Source organism: Rhizobium sp. 01N447_2 (genome assembly GCF_056399245.1).
In genome coordinates this window covers 1-19,017 of the sequence record NZ_JBFTQY010000101.1, presented here as the reverse complement: position 1 = coordinate 19,017, position 19,017 = coordinate 1, and the positions used below count along the sequence as shown (strand labels likewise).

General features: G+C 60.9%; 17 protein-coding genes and 1 pseudogene. 14 read left to right on the top strand and 4 right to left on the bottom strand.

Features of this window, described 5'->3' with window-relative positions; all coding sequences use genetic code 11:
- The 13 genes and pseudogenes from AC1ECN_RS35485 to AC1ECN_RS35425 all read left to right on the top strand — a co-directional run.
- Window positions 1-157: pseudogene (locus tag AC1ECN_RS35485) on the top strand (S-(hydroxymethyl)glutathione dehydrogenase); the annotation flags it as partial.
- 3 nt (window positions 158-160) lie between these two features.
- Window positions 161-997: an S-formylglutathione hydrolase gene (gene fghA, locus AC1ECN_RS35480; protein WP_477955657.1), complete on the top strand. Its 837-nt coding sequence runs from the start codon at window positions 161-163 to the stop codon at window positions 995-997.
- 54 nt (window positions 998-1,051) lie between these two features.
- Window positions 1,052-1,624: an S-(hydroxymethyl)glutathione synthase gene (gfa, locus tag AC1ECN_RS35475; protein WP_018494240.1), complete on the top strand. Its 573-nt coding sequence runs from the start codon at window positions 1,052-1,054 to the stop codon at window positions 1,622-1,624.
- A gap of 400 nt (window positions 1,625-2,024) precedes the next feature.
- Window positions 2,025-2,741: a GntR family transcriptional regulator gene (locus AC1ECN_RS35470; RefSeq protein ID WP_024322964.1), complete on the top strand. Its 717-nt coding sequence runs from the start codon at window positions 2,025-2,027 to the stop codon at window positions 2,739-2,741.
- Window positions 2,738-3,649, top strand: coding sequence for a dihydrodipicolinate synthase family protein (locus AC1ECN_RS35465; protein ID WP_018071452.1), 912 nt, complete (start codon window positions 2,738-2,740; stop codon window positions 3,647-3,649). Before AC1ECN_RS35470 ends, AC1ECN_RS35465 begins: the two co-directional genes overlap by 4 nt.
- Complete coding sequence (locus tag AC1ECN_RS35460; protein ID WP_477955654.1) at window positions 3,642-5,159, top strand: aldehyde dehydrogenase; 1,518 nt, start codon at window positions 3,642-3,644, stop codon at window positions 5,157-5,159. Before AC1ECN_RS35465 ends, AC1ECN_RS35460 begins: the two co-directional genes overlap by 8 nt.
- Window positions 5,156-6,502, top strand: coding sequence for an NAD(P)/FAD-dependent oxidoreductase (locus AC1ECN_RS35455; protein WP_018071454.1), 1,347 nt, complete (start codon window positions 5,156-5,158; stop codon window positions 6,500-6,502). Before AC1ECN_RS35460 ends, AC1ECN_RS35455 begins: the two co-directional genes overlap by 4 nt.
- A gap of 79 nt (window positions 6,503-6,581) precedes the next feature.
- Window positions 6,582-7,433, top strand: a complete 852-nt coding sequence (locus AC1ECN_RS35450) for a glycine betaine ABC transporter substrate-binding protein (RefSeq protein WP_018494244.1) — start codon at window positions 6,582-6,584, stop codon at window positions 7,431-7,433.
- Window positions 7,434-7,572: 139 nt separating this feature from the next.
- Window positions 7,573-8,679 (top strand): glycine betaine/L-proline ABC transporter ATP-binding protein, encoded by a 1,107-nt coding sequence (locus tag AC1ECN_RS35445; RefSeq protein ID WP_397460322.1) that lies wholly within the window; start codon window positions 7,573-7,575, stop codon window positions 8,677-8,679.
- A 5-nt stretch (window positions 8,680-8,684) separates the two neighbouring features.
- Entirely contained in the window at window positions 8,685-9,533 is an 849-nt protein-coding gene (locus tag AC1ECN_RS35440) for an ABC transporter permease (protein ID WP_018071457.1), read from the top strand.
- The gene (locus tag AC1ECN_RS35435) at window positions 9,530-10,381 is read left to right on the top strand and encodes an ABC transporter permease (RefSeq protein ID WP_130725995.1); all 852 of its coding nucleotides are present in this window, start codon (window positions 9,530-9,532) and stop codon (window positions 10,379-10,381) included. Before AC1ECN_RS35440 ends, AC1ECN_RS35435 begins: the two co-directional genes overlap by 4 nt.
- Window positions 10,382-10,397: 16 nt before the next feature.
- Window positions 10,398-11,396, top strand: coding sequence for a 4-hydroxyproline epimerase (locus tag AC1ECN_RS35430; RefSeq protein WP_477955650.1), 999 nt, complete (start codon window positions 10,398-10,400; stop codon window positions 11,394-11,396).
- A gap of 29 nt (window positions 11,397-11,425) precedes the next feature.
- On the top strand, window positions 11,426-12,439 hold the full coding sequence (locus tag AC1ECN_RS35425) for a GlxA family transcriptional regulator (RefSeq protein WP_024322971.1): 1,014 nt from the start codon (window positions 11,426-11,428) through the stop codon (window positions 12,437-12,439).
- A gap of 119 nt (window positions 12,440-12,558) precedes the next feature.
- Here the strand turns inward: AC1ECN_RS35425 and AC1ECN_RS35420 are convergent, their stop codons facing one another.
- The 3 genes from AC1ECN_RS35420 to AC1ECN_RS35410 are packed head-to-tail and all read right to left on the bottom strand — an operon-like array spanning window position 12,559 to window position 16,208.
- Entirely contained in the window at window positions 12,559-13,839 is a 1,281-nt protein-coding gene (locus AC1ECN_RS35420) for a M24 family metallopeptidase (protein ID WP_027687958.1), read from the bottom strand.
- A 34-nt stretch (window positions 13,840-13,873) separates the two neighbouring features.
- Window positions 13,874-14,944, bottom strand: coding sequence for an FAD-binding oxidoreductase (locus AC1ECN_RS35415; protein WP_477955648.1), 1,071 nt, complete (start codon window positions 14,942-14,944; stop codon window positions 13,874-13,876).
- 10 nt (window positions 14,945-14,954) lie between these two features.
- A complete protein-coding gene (locus AC1ECN_RS35410; RefSeq protein WP_018494251.1) occupies window positions 14,955-16,208 on the bottom strand; it encodes an aromatic ring-hydroxylating oxygenase subunit alpha in 1,254 nt (417 codons plus the stop codon).
- Between the two features lie 109 nt (window positions 16,209-16,317).
- Between AC1ECN_RS35410 and AC1ECN_RS35405 the strand changes: the two genes are divergently transcribed.
- On the top strand, window positions 16,318-17,205 hold the full coding sequence (locus tag AC1ECN_RS35405) for a LysR substrate-binding domain-containing protein (protein ID WP_024322974.1): 888 nt from the start codon (window positions 16,318-16,320) through the stop codon (window positions 17,203-17,205).
- 13 nt (window positions 17,206-17,218) lie between these two features.
- Here AC1ECN_RS35405 and AC1ECN_RS35400 read toward each other — a convergent pair whose 3' ends face one another.
- Window positions 17,219-18,871, bottom strand: coding sequence for an acyltransferase (locus AC1ECN_RS35400; protein WP_024322975.1), 1,653 nt, complete (start codon window positions 18,869-18,871; stop codon window positions 17,219-17,221).
- Window positions 18,872-19,017: the final 146 nt, after the last annotated feature.

Sequence of the window (19,017 nt, the reverse complement as noted above, 5' to 3'; positions counted from 1 at the left end):
CGGCCGTACCGACGTGCCGAAGATCGTCGAATGGTACATGCAAGGCAAGATCCAGATCGATCCGATGATCACCCACACCATGCCGCTCGAAGACATCAACAAGGGCTTCGAGCTGATGCATTCGGGCAAGAGCATCCGCGGCGTGGTRGTGTACTGAGCCATGAAAACGATCTCGACCGAAAATTCTCACGGCGGCACCCAGGGCGTTTACGTCAATCGCTCGGAAGTCTGCGACTGCGACATGACCTTTGCGGTATTCCTGCCGCCGCAGGCCAAAGGACGGAAGCTGCCGGTTCTATGGTACCTTTCCGGTCTGACCTGCACCCATGCGAACGTCATGGACAAGGGAGAGTATCGGCGTCTTGCCGCAGAACTCGGCATTATCATTGTCTGCCCCGATACCAGTCCGCGGGGCGATGCCGTCCCGGACGAACCGGATAATTGGCAGTTTGGCAAGGGTGCCGGCTTCTACGTCGACGCCACCGAGCCGCCGTTCRCACAAAACTATCGGATGTACAGCTACATCGTCGACGAATTGCCGAAGCTTATCGCGGCCGAGTTTCCGGTCGACATGACGCGACAGGGAATCTTCGGTCACTCGATGGGGGGACATGGCGCAATCACGATCGCGCTCAAGAACCCCGAGCGCTTCGGCAGTTGCTCGGCCTTCGCGCCGATCAGCCATCCCTCGGTCTCCGGCTGGTCAAAGCCGGCATTCCAGAAATACCTCGGATCGGATGAAGCGCGCTGGCGGGCATATGATGCCTGCTCGCTGATCGAAGACGGGCACCGTTTCCCGGAATTCCTCGTCGACCAAGGGACGGCGGATAGCTTCCTGGAGGATGGATTGCGCCCCGAAGAGCTCAGACAAGCCTGCGAGACGGCCGGCATCAGCCTGCGGCTTCGCATGCAGGAAGGCTACGGCCACTCCTACTTCTTCATTTCGACATTCATGGAAGACCATCTGCGCTGGCACGCGCGAAGATTGGGAGACTGATTGCAGAGCTTGGCCGGGCATATCGCAAACGGCCCAGAAGGGGAGGAGAAACCCATGACCAGCATAGCCATACATCCGGCAGTGGATTCGGGCTTTCGGGCGACTGACGCTGCTTTCGCAGGCGGGACGCTCGTCTGCAAGTGCGCCAGCAATCCCGTGAAGGTGAGGATCAAGAGCGATATCGCCCACAATCACGCCTGCGGCTGCACGAAGTGCTGGAAGCCCGAGGGCGCAGTCTTTTCGGTGGTGGCGGTCGCGCCGACCGAAAGCGTCGAAGTCCTGGAGAATGGCGATAAGCTCGCCGTCGTCGATTCCACAGCCTTGATCCAGCGCCACGCCTGCAAGGAATGCGGCGTCCATATGTATGGGCCGGTCGTGCGCGAACATCCGTTCCAGGGATTGTCGTTCGTCCATCCGGAGCGCTTTCAGGAAAGCGGCTGGGCGAAGCCTGGCTTTGCGGCCTTCGTGTCGTCGATCATCGAGAGCGGCTTCGACCCCGCGAAGATGGACGCCGTCAGAGCGCAGCTAAGGACGTCCGGCATCGAGCCTTACGATTGCCTAAACCCCGGCCTGATGGACTATATCGCAACCTGGATGGCCAAGAAGAGCGGCGTCCTGGCCGCGTGATCGATCCCGGGGAGCGCCGAGCCGGCGCTCCCCGACAAAACCGCCGCCACCGGATATCGAGCTTTCCGTGATGGCCGCGCACCGGCTTGCCGGCGGCCAGGCTTCCGACGCCTGATGATCAATGTCGATGCGCACCGCATCAGCCTCGACTGCCGAGAAATCCTCACCGACCTGCCACGACAATCCGCTTGGAAAGAAACTCCGCGATGGCCGCCGCCGCGGGACGCCCGATCCTGGACAGCGCTTTGAAATGACGCCTTGCGGGCACCAGGCCGCTTTGCTCGATGCAATTGTGTATTTAAGAAATACCAATTGTGTACGCAAAGTACACAATTGTTGACTCGCCCCCAGAGGCGTGCCATCTTCACGGCGTAGAGCAACGAGCGGCCGGAGAGCGACGATGGCGAAGACCCCCAAGAGCAATCTCTACGAAGACCTGAAACGGCAGATTCTGACGATGGAGCTGGATCCGGACGCCGATCTGGACGAGGCCAGTCTGAGCGAAAAATACGGGCTCTCCCGGACGCCGGTMCGCGACATATTCCGTCGCCTTGCCGGTGAGGGCTATATCGACATCCGCGAGAACAGGGGCGCGCGGGTCATCCCGATGAACCACTCCACCCTGCGAAATTTCTTTCTGGTCGCGCCGATGATCTACGCGGCGATCGGCCGTCTCGCCGTACAGAATTTCAAGCCTAGTCAGCTTTCAGACCTGAAGCAGACCCAGGAGCGCTTCCGCGCCGCCAGCGAGAACATGGACCCTCTGGCGATGGTTCTCGAGAACAACCGCTTTCACGAAATTTTCGGCGAGATGTCGGGCAACGTCTATCTGCAGCCGAGTCTTGGCCGGCTGCTGATCGACCACGCGCGCATCGGCCACACCTTCTTCCGGCCGAGGAACGAGGACATGAAGCGGCGGCTTCAAGTGGCTGCCGACCATCATGACGGATTCATCGATGCGCTCGGCGCCCACGACGAGAATGCCGTCGTCGACCTCGTCTTCGAACACTGGGAATTGTCCCGCGAGAACATGGAAATGTTCATCGCCCCACAAGGCCTCAAGGCGGACGCCTTCCTCGGCGGCCCCGCCACGCAACTCTTGGAGAAATCGTCGTGAAGTTTGAGGGGATCTATACGCCGGCGGTGACGCCGCTTGATCAAAATGGCCAGATCGACCGGGCTGGATTTGCCGCCGTGCTCGAGTCGCTGATCGAGGCGGGTGTTCACGGCATCATCGTCGGCGGCTCGACGGGCGAGTACTACGCCCAGAGCAGTCAGGAGCGTTTCGAGCTCGCGACCTATGCGAAAGAAGTGATCGGCACGCGGCTGCCGCTCATTATCGGGACCGGCGCCACGCGCACCGAAGATTCAGTCGAATACGCCAAGGCGGCGAAGGAAATCGGCGCGGATGCGATCCTGGTGTCGTCACCGCCATACGCGCTGCCGACCGAGCGCGAGAATGCGGTCCATGCCCTGACGGTCGATCGCGCGGCRAACCTGCCGATCATGCTCTACAACTATCCGGCCCGCATGGGTGTCGTGATGGGTGAAGAGTATTTCTCCCGCGTCGGCAAGTCGAAGAACGTGATCGCCATCAAGGAAAGCTCCGGCGACATGGGCAATCTTCACCTCCTCGCCCGGAAATTTCCGCACATCGCGCTGTCCTGCGGCTGGGACGACCAGGCGCTCGAATTCTTCGCATGGGGCGCAAAGAGCTGGGTCTGCGCCGGCTCCAATTTCCTCCCGCGCGAACATGTCGCCCTCTACGAAGCCTGCGTCCTCGAAAAGAACTTCGACAAGGGCCGCGCCATCATGATGGCGATGCTGCCGCTCATGGATTTCCTGGAATGCGGCAAGTTCGTCCAATCGATCAAGCACGGATGCGAGTTGATCGGGCTGAATGTCGGATCGGTCCGCGCGCCGCTGCGTCCGCTCAACTCCGAAGAAAAGCGAACCCTTCAGACCGTCGTCGCCACATTGAAGCGCACGGTCGCCCAGATCACGTCGGGAGCCAATCATGCATGAACCCTTGACCGTCGCCGAATACAAGGCGATCGCCGCCGAGCTTCAGTTTCCGACGAATGCCTTCATCGATGGCGCATTTCGTCCGGCAAATTCCGGCAAGACTTTCATCTCGACGAATCCCGCGACGGGCGAGGTTCTCGCCGAGATCGCCGCATGCGATGCCACCGATGTCGACGCCGCCGTCTCCAAGGCAAAGCAAGCCTTCGACGACGGACGCTGGCGGCTTCGTTCTCCCAATGAGCGCAAGGAAGTGCTTCTGAAGCTCGCCAAACTCTTGGAGCGCAACAGGCATGAGCTCGCCRTCATGGAAAGCCTCGACAGCGGCAAGCCGGTCCGCGAATGCCAGACGGTCGATGTTCCCGATACCATTCATACGCTCCGCTGGCATGCCGAACTGATCGACAAGCTCTATGACAACACGGCTCCGGTCGGCGCCAACGCGCTGACGATGATCGTGCGCGAGCCTATCGGTGTTGTCGGATGCGTGCTGCCGTGGAATTTCCCGCTGCTGATGCTGGCCTGGAAGATCGGCCCGGCGCTCGCTGCCGGCTGCTCGGTCATCGTCAAGCCTGCGCAGGAAACGACGCTCACCACGTTGCGCGTCGCCGAGCTTGCCCATGAAGCGGGCATTCCAGCCGGCGTGTTCAATGTCGTGACCGGCGGCGGCAAGGAGGTCGGCGAGCCGATCGGCCTGCACATGGATGTCGATATGGTGGCCTTCACCGGATCGACGCCGACTGGCCGCCGTTTCTTGCGTTACGCCGCGGACTCGAACCTCAAGAAAATCGTGCTCGAATGCGGCGGCAAGAACCCCGCGGTCGTTCTCGACGATGCCGAAGACCTGGACCTCGTTGCCGAGCAGGTCGTCAACGGCGCCTTCTGGAACATGGGCGAGAACTGCTCGGCCACGTCGCGTCTCATCGTTCATTCCAAGGTCAAGGACGAGCTGCTGAAGCGCATCGGCGCCTATATGCGCGAATGGAAAACGGGCGATCCGCTCGATCCGGTAAACCGCATCGGCGCGCTCGTCAGCAAAGCGCATTTCGAGAAGGTGAAATCGTTCCTCGACGACGCCAAGACGGAGAAGCTGTCGGTCGCCCACGGCGGCGAAACCTATAACGGCGTCTTCATCGAGCCGACGGTGGTCGAGGGTGTAACGCCTGCCAGCCGTCTTTTCCAGGAAGAGATCTTCGGGCCGGTGCTTTCGGTCACGACCTTCAATTCGCTTGCCGAAGCAATCGCTCTTGCCAATGACACGAATTACGGCCTGACGGCGTCCGTCTATACCGGCAGCCTGAGAAACGCCATCAAGCTCTCGCGCGAGATCCGCGCCGGCGTCGTCACGGTCAACTGCTTCGGAGAAGGCGACGCCAGCACGCCGTTCGGCGGCTACAAGGAGTCCGGGTTCGGCGGCCGCGACAAGTCGGTCTTTGCCCACGACAACTACTGCGAACTGAAGACGATCTGGATCGACGTCTCGGAACGCTCGGTCGACGAGACGATCCGATGACCCGCCATGTGATCAAGCGCTTGCCGATCGACACCGGCGTTTCGGGATGGGAGGCGATCAGCGAACGCGCCTTTCCCGCAACAGCGCTTGAGCACGACATTACCGCGGACTGGCTGATCGTCGGCGGGGGGTTCGCCGGCCTGTCGGCGGCGCGCCGCCTTTCGCAATTGCGCCCTGAGGACAAGATCGTCGTCCTCGAGGCTCGCGAAGTCGCCAAGGGACCGGCCGGGAGGAATTCCGGCTTCATGATTGACGTGCCGCACAATCTGTCCTCGGGTGAATATTCGGTGGCCGACGAAGAGGCGACCAAGGACGAGATCAGACAGAACCGTCTGGCGATTTCCTTCGCAGCCGATGTCGCGGCGGAATACGGCCTGTCCAAGGAAACCTTCGATCCGTCGGGCAAGGTGAATGCGGCCGCCTCCGAGCGGGGGCTCGGGCTCAACGACAACTACAGGAAGTCGCTCGAAAAGATCGGCGAGGAGCATCGCGTTCTCGATGCCGATCAGATGCGGGAGATGACCGGCTCGCGCTATTATCGCGGAGGGCTCTATACGCCAGGCGCCGTGATGATCCAGCCCGCAGACTATATCCGCGGACTGGCGCGCGGACTTAGCTCAAAGGTCGCCATCCACGAGCACTCGCCGGTGCTGGAGCTTTCGCGCGAGGGCATGTCCTGGAAGGCGAAGTCCGGCCGCGGATCTGTTTCCGCGCCGAAGGTCATTCTGGGTGTGAACGGCCATATTCAAAGCTTCGGCCATTTTCGCGGACGGCTGATGCACATCTTTACCTACGCGTCGATGACATCAGCCTTTTCCCAGAATGAGTTCGGCGGCGATGTGACCGGCGCAGATCGTTGGGCGCTGCTGCCGGCCGACCCGATGGGAGCGACGGTCCGAAAGATCACCACCGATGGTCGTTCGAGAATCGTCATCAGGACGAGGTTCACCTACGACCCGAGCCTCCAGGTGTCGGAGAGGCGGGTCGCCGGCGTGGCGGCCGAGCAGCGCCGGTCGTTCGACGCGCGGTTTCCCGGACTGGAAAGCCTGCCGATGGAATATAGCTGGGCGGGTGCTCTCTGCCTCAGCCGAAACCATGTGCCGGCATTCGGCGAAGTCGAAGAGGGGCTTTTTTCCGCCTGCTGCGAGAATGGTCTCGGCACGGTCAAGAGCACGCTTGCGGGAATGATGGCAGCCGATCTCGCCACAGGAGCCGCAAGCCCCGAACTCGACAAATACAAGAACCAGCCGGAACCGGTGAGATTGCCGCCCGAGCCCATCGCGTGGCTCGGCGTCAACTCGGTCATCCGCCTACAGGAATTGCGTGCAGGCCGCGAGGGATGATCCCTCGGCCCGCGCAATATGAAGACTGCCCGCTTGCAGACTTCAATGAGAATGGGAACGAAAAACAGGAGTAAGAACAATGAAGACTTTGTGGAAGGCGCTCTGCGCCGCTGCGATGATCGGGGTCAGCATCCTTCCTGCTCGCGCGGAAGAAAAGACGATCAATCTGGGCACGATGTCGTGGGAGGACCTGACACCCATCACCGGCATTACCAAGAAGGTTCTCGAAGACGCCGGCTATACCGTCAAGGTGACCGAGTTCTCCGAATGGGGCATCGCCTATGCCGCTCTCGCCAAGGGCGATATCCAGGCTCTCACTTCGCAGACGGACTACGTCGCTCAGGACTACTGGGACAAGAACAAGAACCGGCTCGAGAAGATCTCACCCGTTTCGCATGGCCTCTATCAGGGTGTCGCGGTTCCCAAATATGTCCCGATCGACTCGCTGGAACAGCTCAATGAAAACGCCGACAAGTTCGGGGGCAAGATCATTGGTATCGAACCGGGTTCCGGCCTGATGCGCGATACCTCGAACGCGGTCAAGGACTACGGTCTCAAGCTCCAGCTCGTCGAGGGCAGCACGGCCGCGATGACGGCGGCGCTGAAGTCCGCCTATGATCGCAAGGAGTGGATTGCGGTGACGATCTGGGAGCCGTCCTGGATGGTTCAGAAGTACGAGGTCAAGTACCTCAAGGATCCGAAGGGCGTGTTCCCGCCGCCGCAGAGCTACTACTGGATCGGCCACAAGGGCTTCTCCGCAGAGAACCCGCATGCGCGTGAAGTGATGGCCAGCGTCTACGTGCCGATCGCCGACATCACTGCCATCAACGGCGCAGTCAATGAAGGCAAGACCATGGACCAGGCCGTGCAGGATTGGATCGGCGCCCATGCCGAACTGATCAAGCGTTGGGAAAACATCAAGAAGAGCTAAACGCGTCGTGGCCGTCCGATCCCATCGGGCGGCCACCTGCAGCGCCGCGCGTCTTTCAGACGCGCAAAGGAGACGCTGTCGCACTTTGAATGGCTGCATAATGAGAGAAGCTAGCGCCGATTGGCTCAAGGGGATCGCTATGAAAACCGTAAATGCCGATATCAATGATGTCCTGATCGACTGCCAATCCCTTTGGAAAGTCTTCGGTGACAAGTCCGCTGCGGCAATGAAGTCGATCAAGGAGCGCGGCCTCGGCAAAAAAGAGGTCTTGAAGGAGTTCAACTGCGTCGTCGGCGTATCCGATGCGAGCATTGAGGTCCGGCGCGGTGAAATCTTCTGCATCATGGGATTGTCGGGAAGCGGAAAATCGACGCTCATCCGCCTCCTTAACAAGCTGATCACGCCGAGCTCCGGGAAAGTCCTCGTCAAGGGACGCGACCTTGCCGCCCTGTCGCCGGTCGATCTGAGGCAGATGCGCGCCAGGAACATCGGCATGGTGTTTCAGAGCGTCGCTCTTTTGCCGCATCGCACAGTCCTGGAAAATGCGGCCTTCGGCCTCGAGGTTCAGGGCATAACCAAGCCGGAGCGAAACAAGACCGCTGCTGCGGCGCTCGAGAAGGTCGGTCTCGCCGACTGGGTGAGCCGATATCCGAACGAGCTTTCCGGCGGCATGCAGCAACGCGTCGGGCTCGCCCGCGCGCTCGCTTCCGACCCCGAGATCATTCTGATGGACGAGCCGTTCAGCGCTCTTGATCCACTCATCCGGCGTCAGCTTCAAGACGAATTCCGCCAGCTGACGAAGGCCTTGGGCAAGTCGGCGGTCTTCATCACCCATGATCTCGACGAGGCGATCCGGATCGGCGATCGCATTGCGATCATGAAGGACGGCGTCATCATCCAGACCGGCACGGCCGAGGAAATCATCCTCAACCCGGCGGATGCCTATGTCGCCGAATTCGTCGCCGGCATATCCCGCCTCCATCTGATCAAGGCGCACTCCGTCATGCGCAGCGTCGCCGAATTCCAGCAGAGCCAGCCGAATTCCGACATCGCGTCGCTGGCGCGCACGACGCCGGACGCCGACATCGACGAACTCATCACGTTGACGATGCAATCGGAGCGCGACGCCATCGCCGTCGTCGATAACGATCAGGTCGTCGGCGTGGTCACGCCACGCAGCCTGCTTATGGGCGTCAAGGGGACGTCCACCCACGATCTGACGGCGGCGTCCCACAACTGGAGCTGATTGACATGGATAGTTCAGGCTTCACCGATCTTTTTGACGAATGGACGGACGCCGCGCTTGAGTGGGTGAGCGACAATGGCGAATTCCTCTTCGATACCATCAGACAGGTTCTCGAAGGGCTCTATGACGGGATCTTATGGCTCCTCGAGCTTCCACCATTCTACCTGGTCGCGCTGATCGTAGCGCTTATCGGCTGGCGGCTGGTCAATGTCTGGTTCGCCGTGCTGAGCGGCGCAGCGCTGGCGCTTTGTTTTTCCATGGGACTCTGGCCGGAGACGATGAGCACGCTCGCGCTGGTCTTGACCGCGACCGCGCTCGCCCTGGCGATCGGCATCCCGATCGGAATCGCCGCCGGCTTCTTCACCGGCCTCGACCGCTTCATGGAACCCGGCCTCGATCTCATCCAGACGCTTCCGCCATACATCTACCTGCTGCCGGCGATCGCTCTGCTCGGCTATGGACCGGCGACGGCACTGATCGCGACGGTGATCGTCGCCGTGCCGCCGGCGATCCGCCTGACCTCTCTCGGTATCCGGATGACGCCCAAGGAGTTCATCGAACTCGGAGAGGCGCTGGGGATGACGCCGGCGAAGATGTTCTTCAAGATCCGCCTTCCCTTTGCGCTGCCGAGCATCATGGCAGGCATAAACCAGAGCCTGATGATGGCCTTCGGCATGGTCGTCATCGCCGGCATCGTCGGCTCCGGCGGGCTCGGAGAGACGATCTACGGCGCGATCAGAACGCTCGACATCGCGACCTCGATCAATGGAGCGATAGCCATCGTGGTACTGACTATGGTGCTTGACCGGATAACTCAGAGCGCCGCTCGGCTCGGAACGGGGAGGAAGTCATGAATCCGTCCGTCCTGCAGTTTTCGCCGGGCGCTTTCCTGGCACCGTCGGTCGATTGGCTCAACACCAATCTTCATCCGCTGTTTGCGGCGATCAGCTATCTGATCGAAACGGTCCTTTCCGGATTCGAGGCGGCGCTCCTCTTCGTGCCGCCCTATGGGCTTATCGCGATCGTCGTCATCCTGGCATTCGTCGCCGTCGGTCTGCGCGCCGCGATCCTTGCGGGTCTTTGCCTGGGCTTCTGTCTCCTCATGGGACTGTGGACGGCATCGATGCAGACCCTCTCTCTGGTCACTGTCGCGGTTCTGATCTCCGTGCTTATCGCCTTCCCGATCGGCGTCCTGTGCTCGCGCCACAAGACATTGGAGGCGATGGTTCGCCCGGTTCTCGACGTAATGCAGACCGTGCCGCCGTGGGTCTACCTCATTCCTGCGGTGATGATCTTCAGCCTTGGACGGGTGCCGGCAATCATCGCCACCATCGTCTATGGCATTCCGCCGATGCTCCGCCTGACCACGCTGGCGTTCAACCAGGTGCCGAGAGAATTTGTGGAACTCGGCAGCGCCATCGGCGCGCCTCCCAGTTCGGTGCTTTGGAAGATCGAGATCCCCCTGGCCAGGCAGACGCTCCTGGTCGGGCTCAACCAATGCATCCTTCTGTCGCTGGCGATGGTCGTATTGGCCGGCCTTGTCGGCGCAGGCGGTCTCGGCGCGGAGGTGACGCGCGGCCTGACGCGCATGGAGATGGGGCTTGGTCTGCGGGCGGGCCTGGCGATCGTTGCAGTCGCCCTTCTGCTCGACCGGCTGTCCCGCGGCCTGCTCGACCGCGACAGGCCACGCAAGGCAGGATGAGCAAGGACATGAAAAGATGAGAAACAGCTTCTTCTGTATCGATGCGCATACCTGCGGCAATCCCGTCCGCCTCGTCGCCGGAGGCGGTCCGCTGCTTCCGCATGCGCCGATCAGTGAGCGACGGGAGATTTTTGTCCGGGACCATGACTGGGTGCGCAAGGCGCTGATGTTCGAGCCAAGGGGGCACGACATCATGTCAGGCGCGATCATCTATCCGGCCTATCGGGAGGATTGCGATTTCGCCGTGCTTTTCATCGAGGTGAGCGGCTGCCTGCCGATGTGCGGCGCCGGCACCATCGGCACCGTGACCGCTGCGATCGAGGAAGGGCTGGTCAAGCCGCGCGAACCCGGCCGCGTCGCCATCGAGACGCCTGCGGGGAGAGTTGATGTTACCTATGAGGAGAAGGGCGGGTATGTCGATTCCGTTCGTCTCCACAATGTGGCGAGCTATCTCCATGAGGCTGATGTCGAGGTGGAGGTGCCGGGAATGGGCCGTCTGCGTGTCGATATATCCTATGGCGGCAACTATTATGCTGTCATCGAACCACAGGATACCTGGATCGGCCTCGATGGCATGACCGCATCCGCCATTGTCGGCTGCAGCCAGAGACTGAGGTCAGCACTTGCCGGTATCTGCGATCCCGTTCGTCCCGACGACGCCAGGATTAGAGGCGTGCATCACGCCATCTGGTGCGACCGCCCGGTGAATGACGTCTCGGATGGACGCTGCGCCGTCTTCTATGGCGAGAAGGCCATCGATCGCTCGCCGGGCGGAACCGGCACCTCCGCCCGCATGGCCCAGCTCTACGGCAAGGGACGGCTTACCGTCGGGTCGAGATACCGCCATGAAAGCCTGATCGGAACCGTTTTCGAGGGGCGGGTCGAAGCCGAGGCAAGTATTGGACCCTATAGCGGTATTCTTCCAAGCATCGGAGGCTGGGCACGCGTCATCGGACACAACACCATTTTCGTTGACGATCGTGATCCGCTGGCGCACGGTTTTCAGATTCGATGAGCGCATTCAGAAACGGTGATGAGATGACTATGCGACCCGGGCAGCATCGACAGGGAGACGACGCCGCGAAGTCGGCTGGCCGGCTCAAGGTGGGCTTCGTTCTGGCGCGATCGTTCACGCTGTCCGCCTTCGCCCTCTTCGTGGACACGCTGCGGCTTGCCAGCGACGAGCAGGATCGTTCGGGAAGGGTCCTTGCCGACTGGCAGGTGATCGGCAGCACGCGGCACCTGATCACTGCGAGCTGCGGCGTCCAGGTCGCTCCGACGTCCGATTTCGTCGATCCGTCGAAGTTCGATTACATCGTGGTCGTCGGCGGCCTTTTGACGGTGGAGAACCCTGTCGACCAGGAGACCATCGCTTTTCTCAAGCAGGCCGACGCCAAGAAGGTGCCGCTCATCGGCGTGTGCACGGGGTCGTTCATCCTTGCTGAGGCAGGCCTGATGAAGCGGCACGACTCCTGTGTGAGCTGGCTGCACTACAAGGAGTTTCGGGAGCGGTTCCCTGAGCTTAGCGTTCGTTCCGACCGGCTCTTCAATCTCGATCGCCAGCGCGGATCGTGCGCAGGCGGCAGCAGCTCCGCCGACATGGCGGCATTGCTGGTCAGGAAATGCATCAGCCGCGACGCCGAACGAAACGCGCTGGAGGTCCTTCAGATCGAAAAGGCCCGGACTTCAGCGGACATACAGCCCAGGCGTCCGCTCTACGACGATTATGACGACGCCCGCGTCAAGGCGGCGATGATTACGATGGAACAGTTCGTCGATGGCAGCATGTCTATACAGAAGCTTGCCGCCACGGTTGGCCTGTCTCGGCGGCAACTGGAGAGGATCTTCATCGACAAGACGGGAATGTCTCCCGCCAAGGCCTATAATCGTGTTCGCATGGAGCGGGCGAAATCGATCCTGGCCCAGTCGAAGGCGCCAATGATCGAGATCGCGCTGGACGTCGGCTTTGAAAACGCCTCGCAGTTCACCAGAACCTTCAAGCGCACATTCGGGCAAACGCCGTCGCAGCATCGCGCAGCCGCTTCGAGAGCGCACTAGAACAGGATGATTTTAGGCCGGGTCGGCCTAAAATCTGAATCCTGTGCTACATTAAATAGTTAGAGTATGATGTCGTCCGAAAACCGCTCACACTTTTCGGCATCATGCTCTAGGCTTATTCAGATATCTTCCCACGGAAACGTGTCCAGCCGCACCGCTCCCCTTGCCGTGATCAGCGCCTGGGTTTCCAGCTTGATGCTCTCGGATCCGGCTTCGGCGATCAGGCTTTCGACGTTGAGCACCATGTTCTCCTCGATGCAGCCGCTGAAGTTCGGGTCGAAATCCGGATGCAGAAGGATCCCCGGCCATTCGTCCGCCATTCCGGTTCCGTGCAGAGCAAGCGTGTATCGATAAGGCTGGTATTTCTCCGGAATCCGCCACGACAGTTCGTTGAATTCCTGGAACGTCATCCCGGGCCTGATGATTGAAAGATTGTGCTCGATCTGATCCCGGGCGGCGGCGTAAAGTTCCTTCTGCTTGGCGCTCATCGCGACGTGTCCCGCTGTCCATGAGCGCGAGAGATCGGCGCAATAGCCGTAGGGTCCGATCATGTCGGTGTCGAAGGATATCATCTCCCCGCGTTTGATGACGTAGTCCGAACATTCCTGATACCAGGGGTTCGTTCTCGGGCCTGCGGTCAAGAGCTTGGTCTCGAGCCACTCGCCACCGCTGCGTGCGTTTTCGAAGTGAAGCTCGGCCCAGATCTCTCTTTCGGTTCGGCCCGGTTCAGAAATCTCGTACATCCGCGCCATGCCTGCTTCGCAGACACGGATCGTCCATCGCATCAGCTCGATCTCCTCGGTGCTCTTGATGGATCGCGCCCGCTCGGCCAGTTCCTGGCCGTCTAAGAGCATGAAGCCGCGTTCCCGCAATTCGAACGCGCCGGCGGGTTCGAGCCTGTCCACCGCCACGCGTTTGTTACCGCCATTGCGGCTTACGAGGTCCGCGACCTCGTCCGCCCAGGCTTTCATGCGAGGTTCCATAAGGTTCCCGGCCGTGAAGAATATCCATGACTTCGCCGGCCGGATCTCGTCGATGCCGGGAAGCCCGTTATTGACATGGTCGGCGCCTTCGAATTCGAAAAGTATGGCCGGACCATCGGCCACGATCAGAGCGTAACGCGAGGCGTTGTGCATCGTCCAAATGCTCATATTCGATGAATCGAAGGCATATCGGATGTTGACGGGGTCGTAGAGAAGCAGGGCGCCGCAGTCCCATTCGCGCATTTTCCTGCGCAGGCGCTCCAGACGATAGCGGCGAGCCAGATCGAGCGTCGCGGCCGGCACAGGACTGATAAGAGGCCGGTCGGCTCCTTCAGGATTGAAATATGCCTGCTTTCGCTCGTCCTTGAAGACCGTCGAGCCGGTCAACTCGGCGGAATCGCTTTCCTCTCGCAGCATCTCAGTCAGTCCCTGTTGTCGGTGAGTGACAGTGTCAGCGCTCGATGACCAGATCGCTGAGCGGCTTGGAGCAACAGGGCAGGAAGAAGCCGGCGTCGATTTCCCTCTGGCGAATTCCGCCATTGTGGCTCATGTCGACGGTTCCGGAGGCGAGCTTCGACTTGCAGGTGCMGCAGACGCCGTTCGCACAGGACGACGGGATCCTGACGCCTGACTTCTTCGCACAAGAAAGCACGCTTTGGTCGCCTGTTACCTCGATGCTGCGGGCCTGCTTCGAGAAGGTGACCTGAAAGACCTTGGCAGTTGCCTCCTGAACCGCAGGGATTTCGGGTTCGTCGATGACCGCTGCGTCGAAGCTTTCCTCCAGGTAGTTCGAGCCGGGCACGCCGAGTTCGGCGGCAATGCCGCGCGCGGCGGTCATGAACGGGGCGGGGCCKCAGCACATCACGGTTCGCTCGGCGATATCGGGAACCGCAAGCCTGATATAGTCTTTCGAAATGCGACCGGTCAGACCGGGCCAGGACGGCTCGCCGGCCACGGTCTCCGGGAGGAAATGCAGGCGAAGGCCTTTCAGCCTGCGGGCGATGCAGGTCAGTTCGTCGCGAAAGATCAGATCCTGCGGCGTCCGGCCGGCATGCATGAAGACGACGTCGGCGGGTTCGCAACCGTCGGCGAGTTCCCGCAGAATGGACATGACGGGGGTAATGCCGGAACCGCCAGAGAGCAGTAGAAGCTTACGTCTCGGCGTCTCGGGCCTGACGAAATGGCCAAGCGGGCCGTTCGCCTTGACGGTCGCGCCGGGAACCAGGGTGTCGTGAAGCCAGTTGGAGATCTTTCCGCCGGGAACGCGCTTCACCGTCACGGAGAAGGCGTTTGTCCGATGCGGCGAGGAGGAGATGCTGTAGCACCTGTTTTCAGCGTCTCCATTATGTTCCAGGTCGAACAGAAAGTACTGCCCGGCCTTGAACGCGAACCGCTTGCCCTCGCGCGATGCGAAGGTGAATGTCTTGACGTCATGGGTTTCCTGCTGAACGTCGAGGCAGACGAGCGCGTCGTCTTCTTCCGGGTTCCAGACGTCGTCAAGGGCGGCCCTGGCTGCGGGCATCTGCGGGCTCCTAGTATCCATGGGCGCGCATCCGATCGATGTACCAACTGGCGAACTTGTCGAGGTTCGTCTCGGAGAAGCGGGAGTAGGGGCCGGGCTGATAGGCCGGGTCGAGAGTGCCTGCATGGGAGCGCGCGACAAGATCGGCGTCCTGGTCCGTCGTCGCGACCCAGACATCCGTCAGCTTGTCGAGATCGTAATCCACGCCTTCGACKGCGTCCTTGTGGACCAGCCACTTGGTTCTCACAAGCGTCTTGCCTGCCGAGAGCGGAATGACGGTTGCCACCACGGCATGGTCGCCCATGAAGTGGTTCCAGCTGTTGTGGCCCCAAAGATGCGTATCGCCGAGATCCTTGCGGGTCATGTGCCCAAGAAGCTTGGAGGATGCGGCGGTGGCGTCGTGGGTCTGGGATTCGCCGGCGCCTGCGATGATCAGCCGTTGGGTGCGGAAGTTGGTGGCGCAGTCGGCGAGCTGCTCGACGGCCGCCGACGGAAAGCCGTCGGACTCCCAGGCCTTCGTCCGCTCTTCATACAGCCTGAAATGCTCCTCGGCCTGTTCGCGATCCTCCGGGTTCAGCGTTTCCGGGTCGAAGCCGAAGTCGAGATCGACGAAGGAGACGCAAAGCTCCGGATGGTTCGCGGAGCAATGGTAGCATTCGCGATTGTTTTCCATCGTGAGCTTCCAGTTGCCATCCTCGATGACATCCGTTTGGAAGGCAACCTTTGCGTTCCGGATGTCGTAGGGGGCGAGGCGCTCGGTCATGGCCTGTTCGAGGATAGCAATGTCTTCGGGCGGATTGTCGGAGAGACAGACATAAATCAGCCCGCCGATCGACTTGAAAGTGACGGGCTTGAGGCTCCGACACTCCTTGTCGAAGTCCTTGCCCATGTGAGGTGCGTAGCTGAGCTCACCCGTCAGTTCATAGGTCCAGGTGTGATAGGGACAGACGAGTTTTGAGACGATCGTCTTGCCCGGATCGAGAAGGCGGGAGCCGCGATGACGGCAGACATTGTGCAGGACGCGAATTTCTCCGTCGTCGTCACGCAGAAGGATTAGGCTCGTCTTGCCGATATCGATCACCGTGGCGTCACCGGGCTCGGGAACATCGCAGTCCAGACCGACGCAGATCCAGTGATTGTGGAAGAAGACGTCGATGTCTGCTTCGAACACGTCTTCTCTGACGTAAAGGCCGGCCGGCAAAGAGTGACCGTTGGCGCGAGCGTCGAGAAGAGCCGAAATGGAAGATGGGAGCTTGTTTAGCATGAGAACCTCTTATGCGAGAGTTTCCCGAGATTGCCCTTGCAAAGCTGATGTTTCAACGGCATAAAAAATTACACTCGCATGAGTTTTTATCATGTGAAGAGGAGTTGCGATGCATTTCCGAAGACGGATCCCGTCGCTGACGGCACTGGTCACTCTGGAGGCGGTGCTCCGAAAGAAGAGCTTCACCACGGCTGCGACCGAATTGGGCGTCACCCAGGCAGCGGTCAGCAGGCAGATTGCATTGCTGGAGGAGGAATTCGGCCAGCCCTTATTTGTGCGCAAGCATCGAGCGATCGAGCCGACAGCGGCATGCATCAGCCTCGGAGCCACGCTGGCCAAGAGCTTTGCCGATATTGCCGAGGGCGTGGAAGCGCTCCAGTCGCGCAGCCAGGACGTGCTGACGATAGGGGCGACCGTTGCATTCTCGTCTTTCTGGCTGCTGCCGCGGCTGGCCGAATTCCGCCGGGCGAACCCGGGCATCCTGGTGCGGGTGATATCCCAGGATAGCCCGATCGCTCTCGACGACGGCGAAGTCGACGTGGCAATTCGATATGGTGTGCCTCCCTTCAGCGATGGCACCGTCATCGCCTCGCGCGGCGACGTCATCTGCCCCGTCTGCTCTCCCGACTATCTCCGGCGTCGGGGCGATGGTCCGCCCGGCCCCCTAGACGAATTCATCGAAACGGATGTTCTCGATCGTTCCTGGTATAGCTGGGCGCAGTGGTTTTCGCTGACCGGCGCCAACCTCGAGGTGAAGCCGTCGCTTCGGTTCAACCACTATACCGAAACCATTGCCGCCGCGCGCGCAGGCCAAGGCATTGCCTTGGGATGGCGCATGCTGGTGGGCACCTTTCTGGAGGATGGAACCCTGGTGCAGGCCGACGGCGGCGAGCTTGCCGCGGAAGATCGTTACAACGTGATCGTGCCCGTCAAAGCCAAGCGAAGCAATGCACGCGACCTTGCCGCCGCCTGGCTGACGGCATCGCTGCACGGCTAATCGAAAGCCGTAATCACAAACCGAGCCCCACGGCTGCCGTCCGGTGAACGCCTTTGGGGATGAAGGCGAAGCGATCTGACAGGCCCAGAAAATCGGCCGCCAGGTGAATGACGGAAAGCCACATTTCCGTCCCCTGCAGGCTCGGTTCACCACCGTCGGCAAACGGGAATCCCTCGCCATCCCGCCATCTATCGAGAGCCCGCGATATGAGATTGCGGGCGATCGCCTCCCCGTCAGCCCGCCTGTAGTCGGTCTGCCGGGCAATCAGCAGCAGAGGATGCATCGTATCGAGCAGGTTGCACGCATTGTATCTCGCGGCGACGAAGCCCTTGTGGTTGCGATAGTTGAGGTGAACTGTTTCGAGTGAGGCGTACGGATGCGGAAGTGCCACGCCGAACTGGGCGTAGGTGCCGCGCGTCAGGCGATAAAAGCCGTTCACCGGTTGAAGCCATCCTTCCGCCGCGGTCGGTTCACCCCACAGCCCCGAGACACTGTTGGCATTCCGGCTCAGCCACTCGAAAAGCTCCTGCCGGGAATTCCTGATGCCGAAATACTTCGCATTGAAGTACATGGCAGTTCCGATCGCATCGACCACGCTTCCGGCGTGCCACGCCCGGGTCGACCAGGGCAGGGCGCTCAGCCATTCATCCAGCTCTCCGGCGCCGAGCTCGACTGCATGGACGAGTTGCCGTGGACCGGAACCAAGCAGTTCAAGCGCATAGCCAACCGCAAGGACGTTATAGAGCGCCTTTGGTTCATCCCTCAGCGCCTTGCCATGCATTCGCGAATGCTCCTCCGGGAAAAGGCCGGTCTCTTGGTCCTGCAGACCTTGGAGGAGCCCGACCGTCTCCGCCGGATTGAGGTCGGGCGGCAGCTGGCCGAATCCGGCAGCGATCTCGATTGCATCGCAGAGATGCCGGATCGCTGGTCTCCGGATGCCGTCTGCCTCCAGCGATTCATAGGCTCCCTCCGTTTTCCAGCGCGCAAGAATGTCGGGCCATTGGTCTTTCGCTTTCTGACCGAGCCTGACCAATTGATCTTCGACGTCGCCCGTGCCGGATTTCCTGGGCGCCGAGCCTCGGCTCCGCAGCACCCGGGCGGGCACGCCACCGGCAATCGCCATGGCGGGAATGTCCCCCGTGACCACCGCTCCGGCGGCGATCACCGCACCATTTCCAATCGTGGCGCCATCGAGGATCACGCAATTGGCGCCGATCCAGACATCGTCACCGATCACTATGCCGATGCTGACGACACCCTGTCGGTGTATAGGAATGGTCGGATCGTCGAAGCCATGATTGAAGCCGACGATCGATGCATGCGAGGCAATCCGCACGCCATGACCGCACGTCACCTTGCCGGAAACACAGGCATAGGGATTGATGGTGCAATCATCACCGAAGATTATATCGCCGCGGACCAGCGCGTGACCGGCGATCCAGGATCGTTCGCCCATCGTCAGGTTTTCGGTGAAGATTGCGGCGCCCTCAGCGATGTAGGACGTCTCGGCCAGCTCCGCACCGCATGATCGCCGGAGTTCCGCCTTGCGGGCGAGGTGAGCCGGATGACGGAGGTCAGACGCAACGTGTTCCCAGGTCAGGTATTGAAGCCTGCGCGCTTCCCTCTCTTCGCTCACTGACGATTGCGGGCTGTTGGCGTGATCCATCTCGATCCTCATTCTCAGGTTCAACCGCTGAATATTCCTCTGCCTTCAGCGATCCGTTGCCTCGCTGCATCAGACGGCGTGATCCGTCTAAAAGCAAGACTTCTGACAATGGTGGCGCAGCCCTCGTTGAGATGGCTCCAATTGTG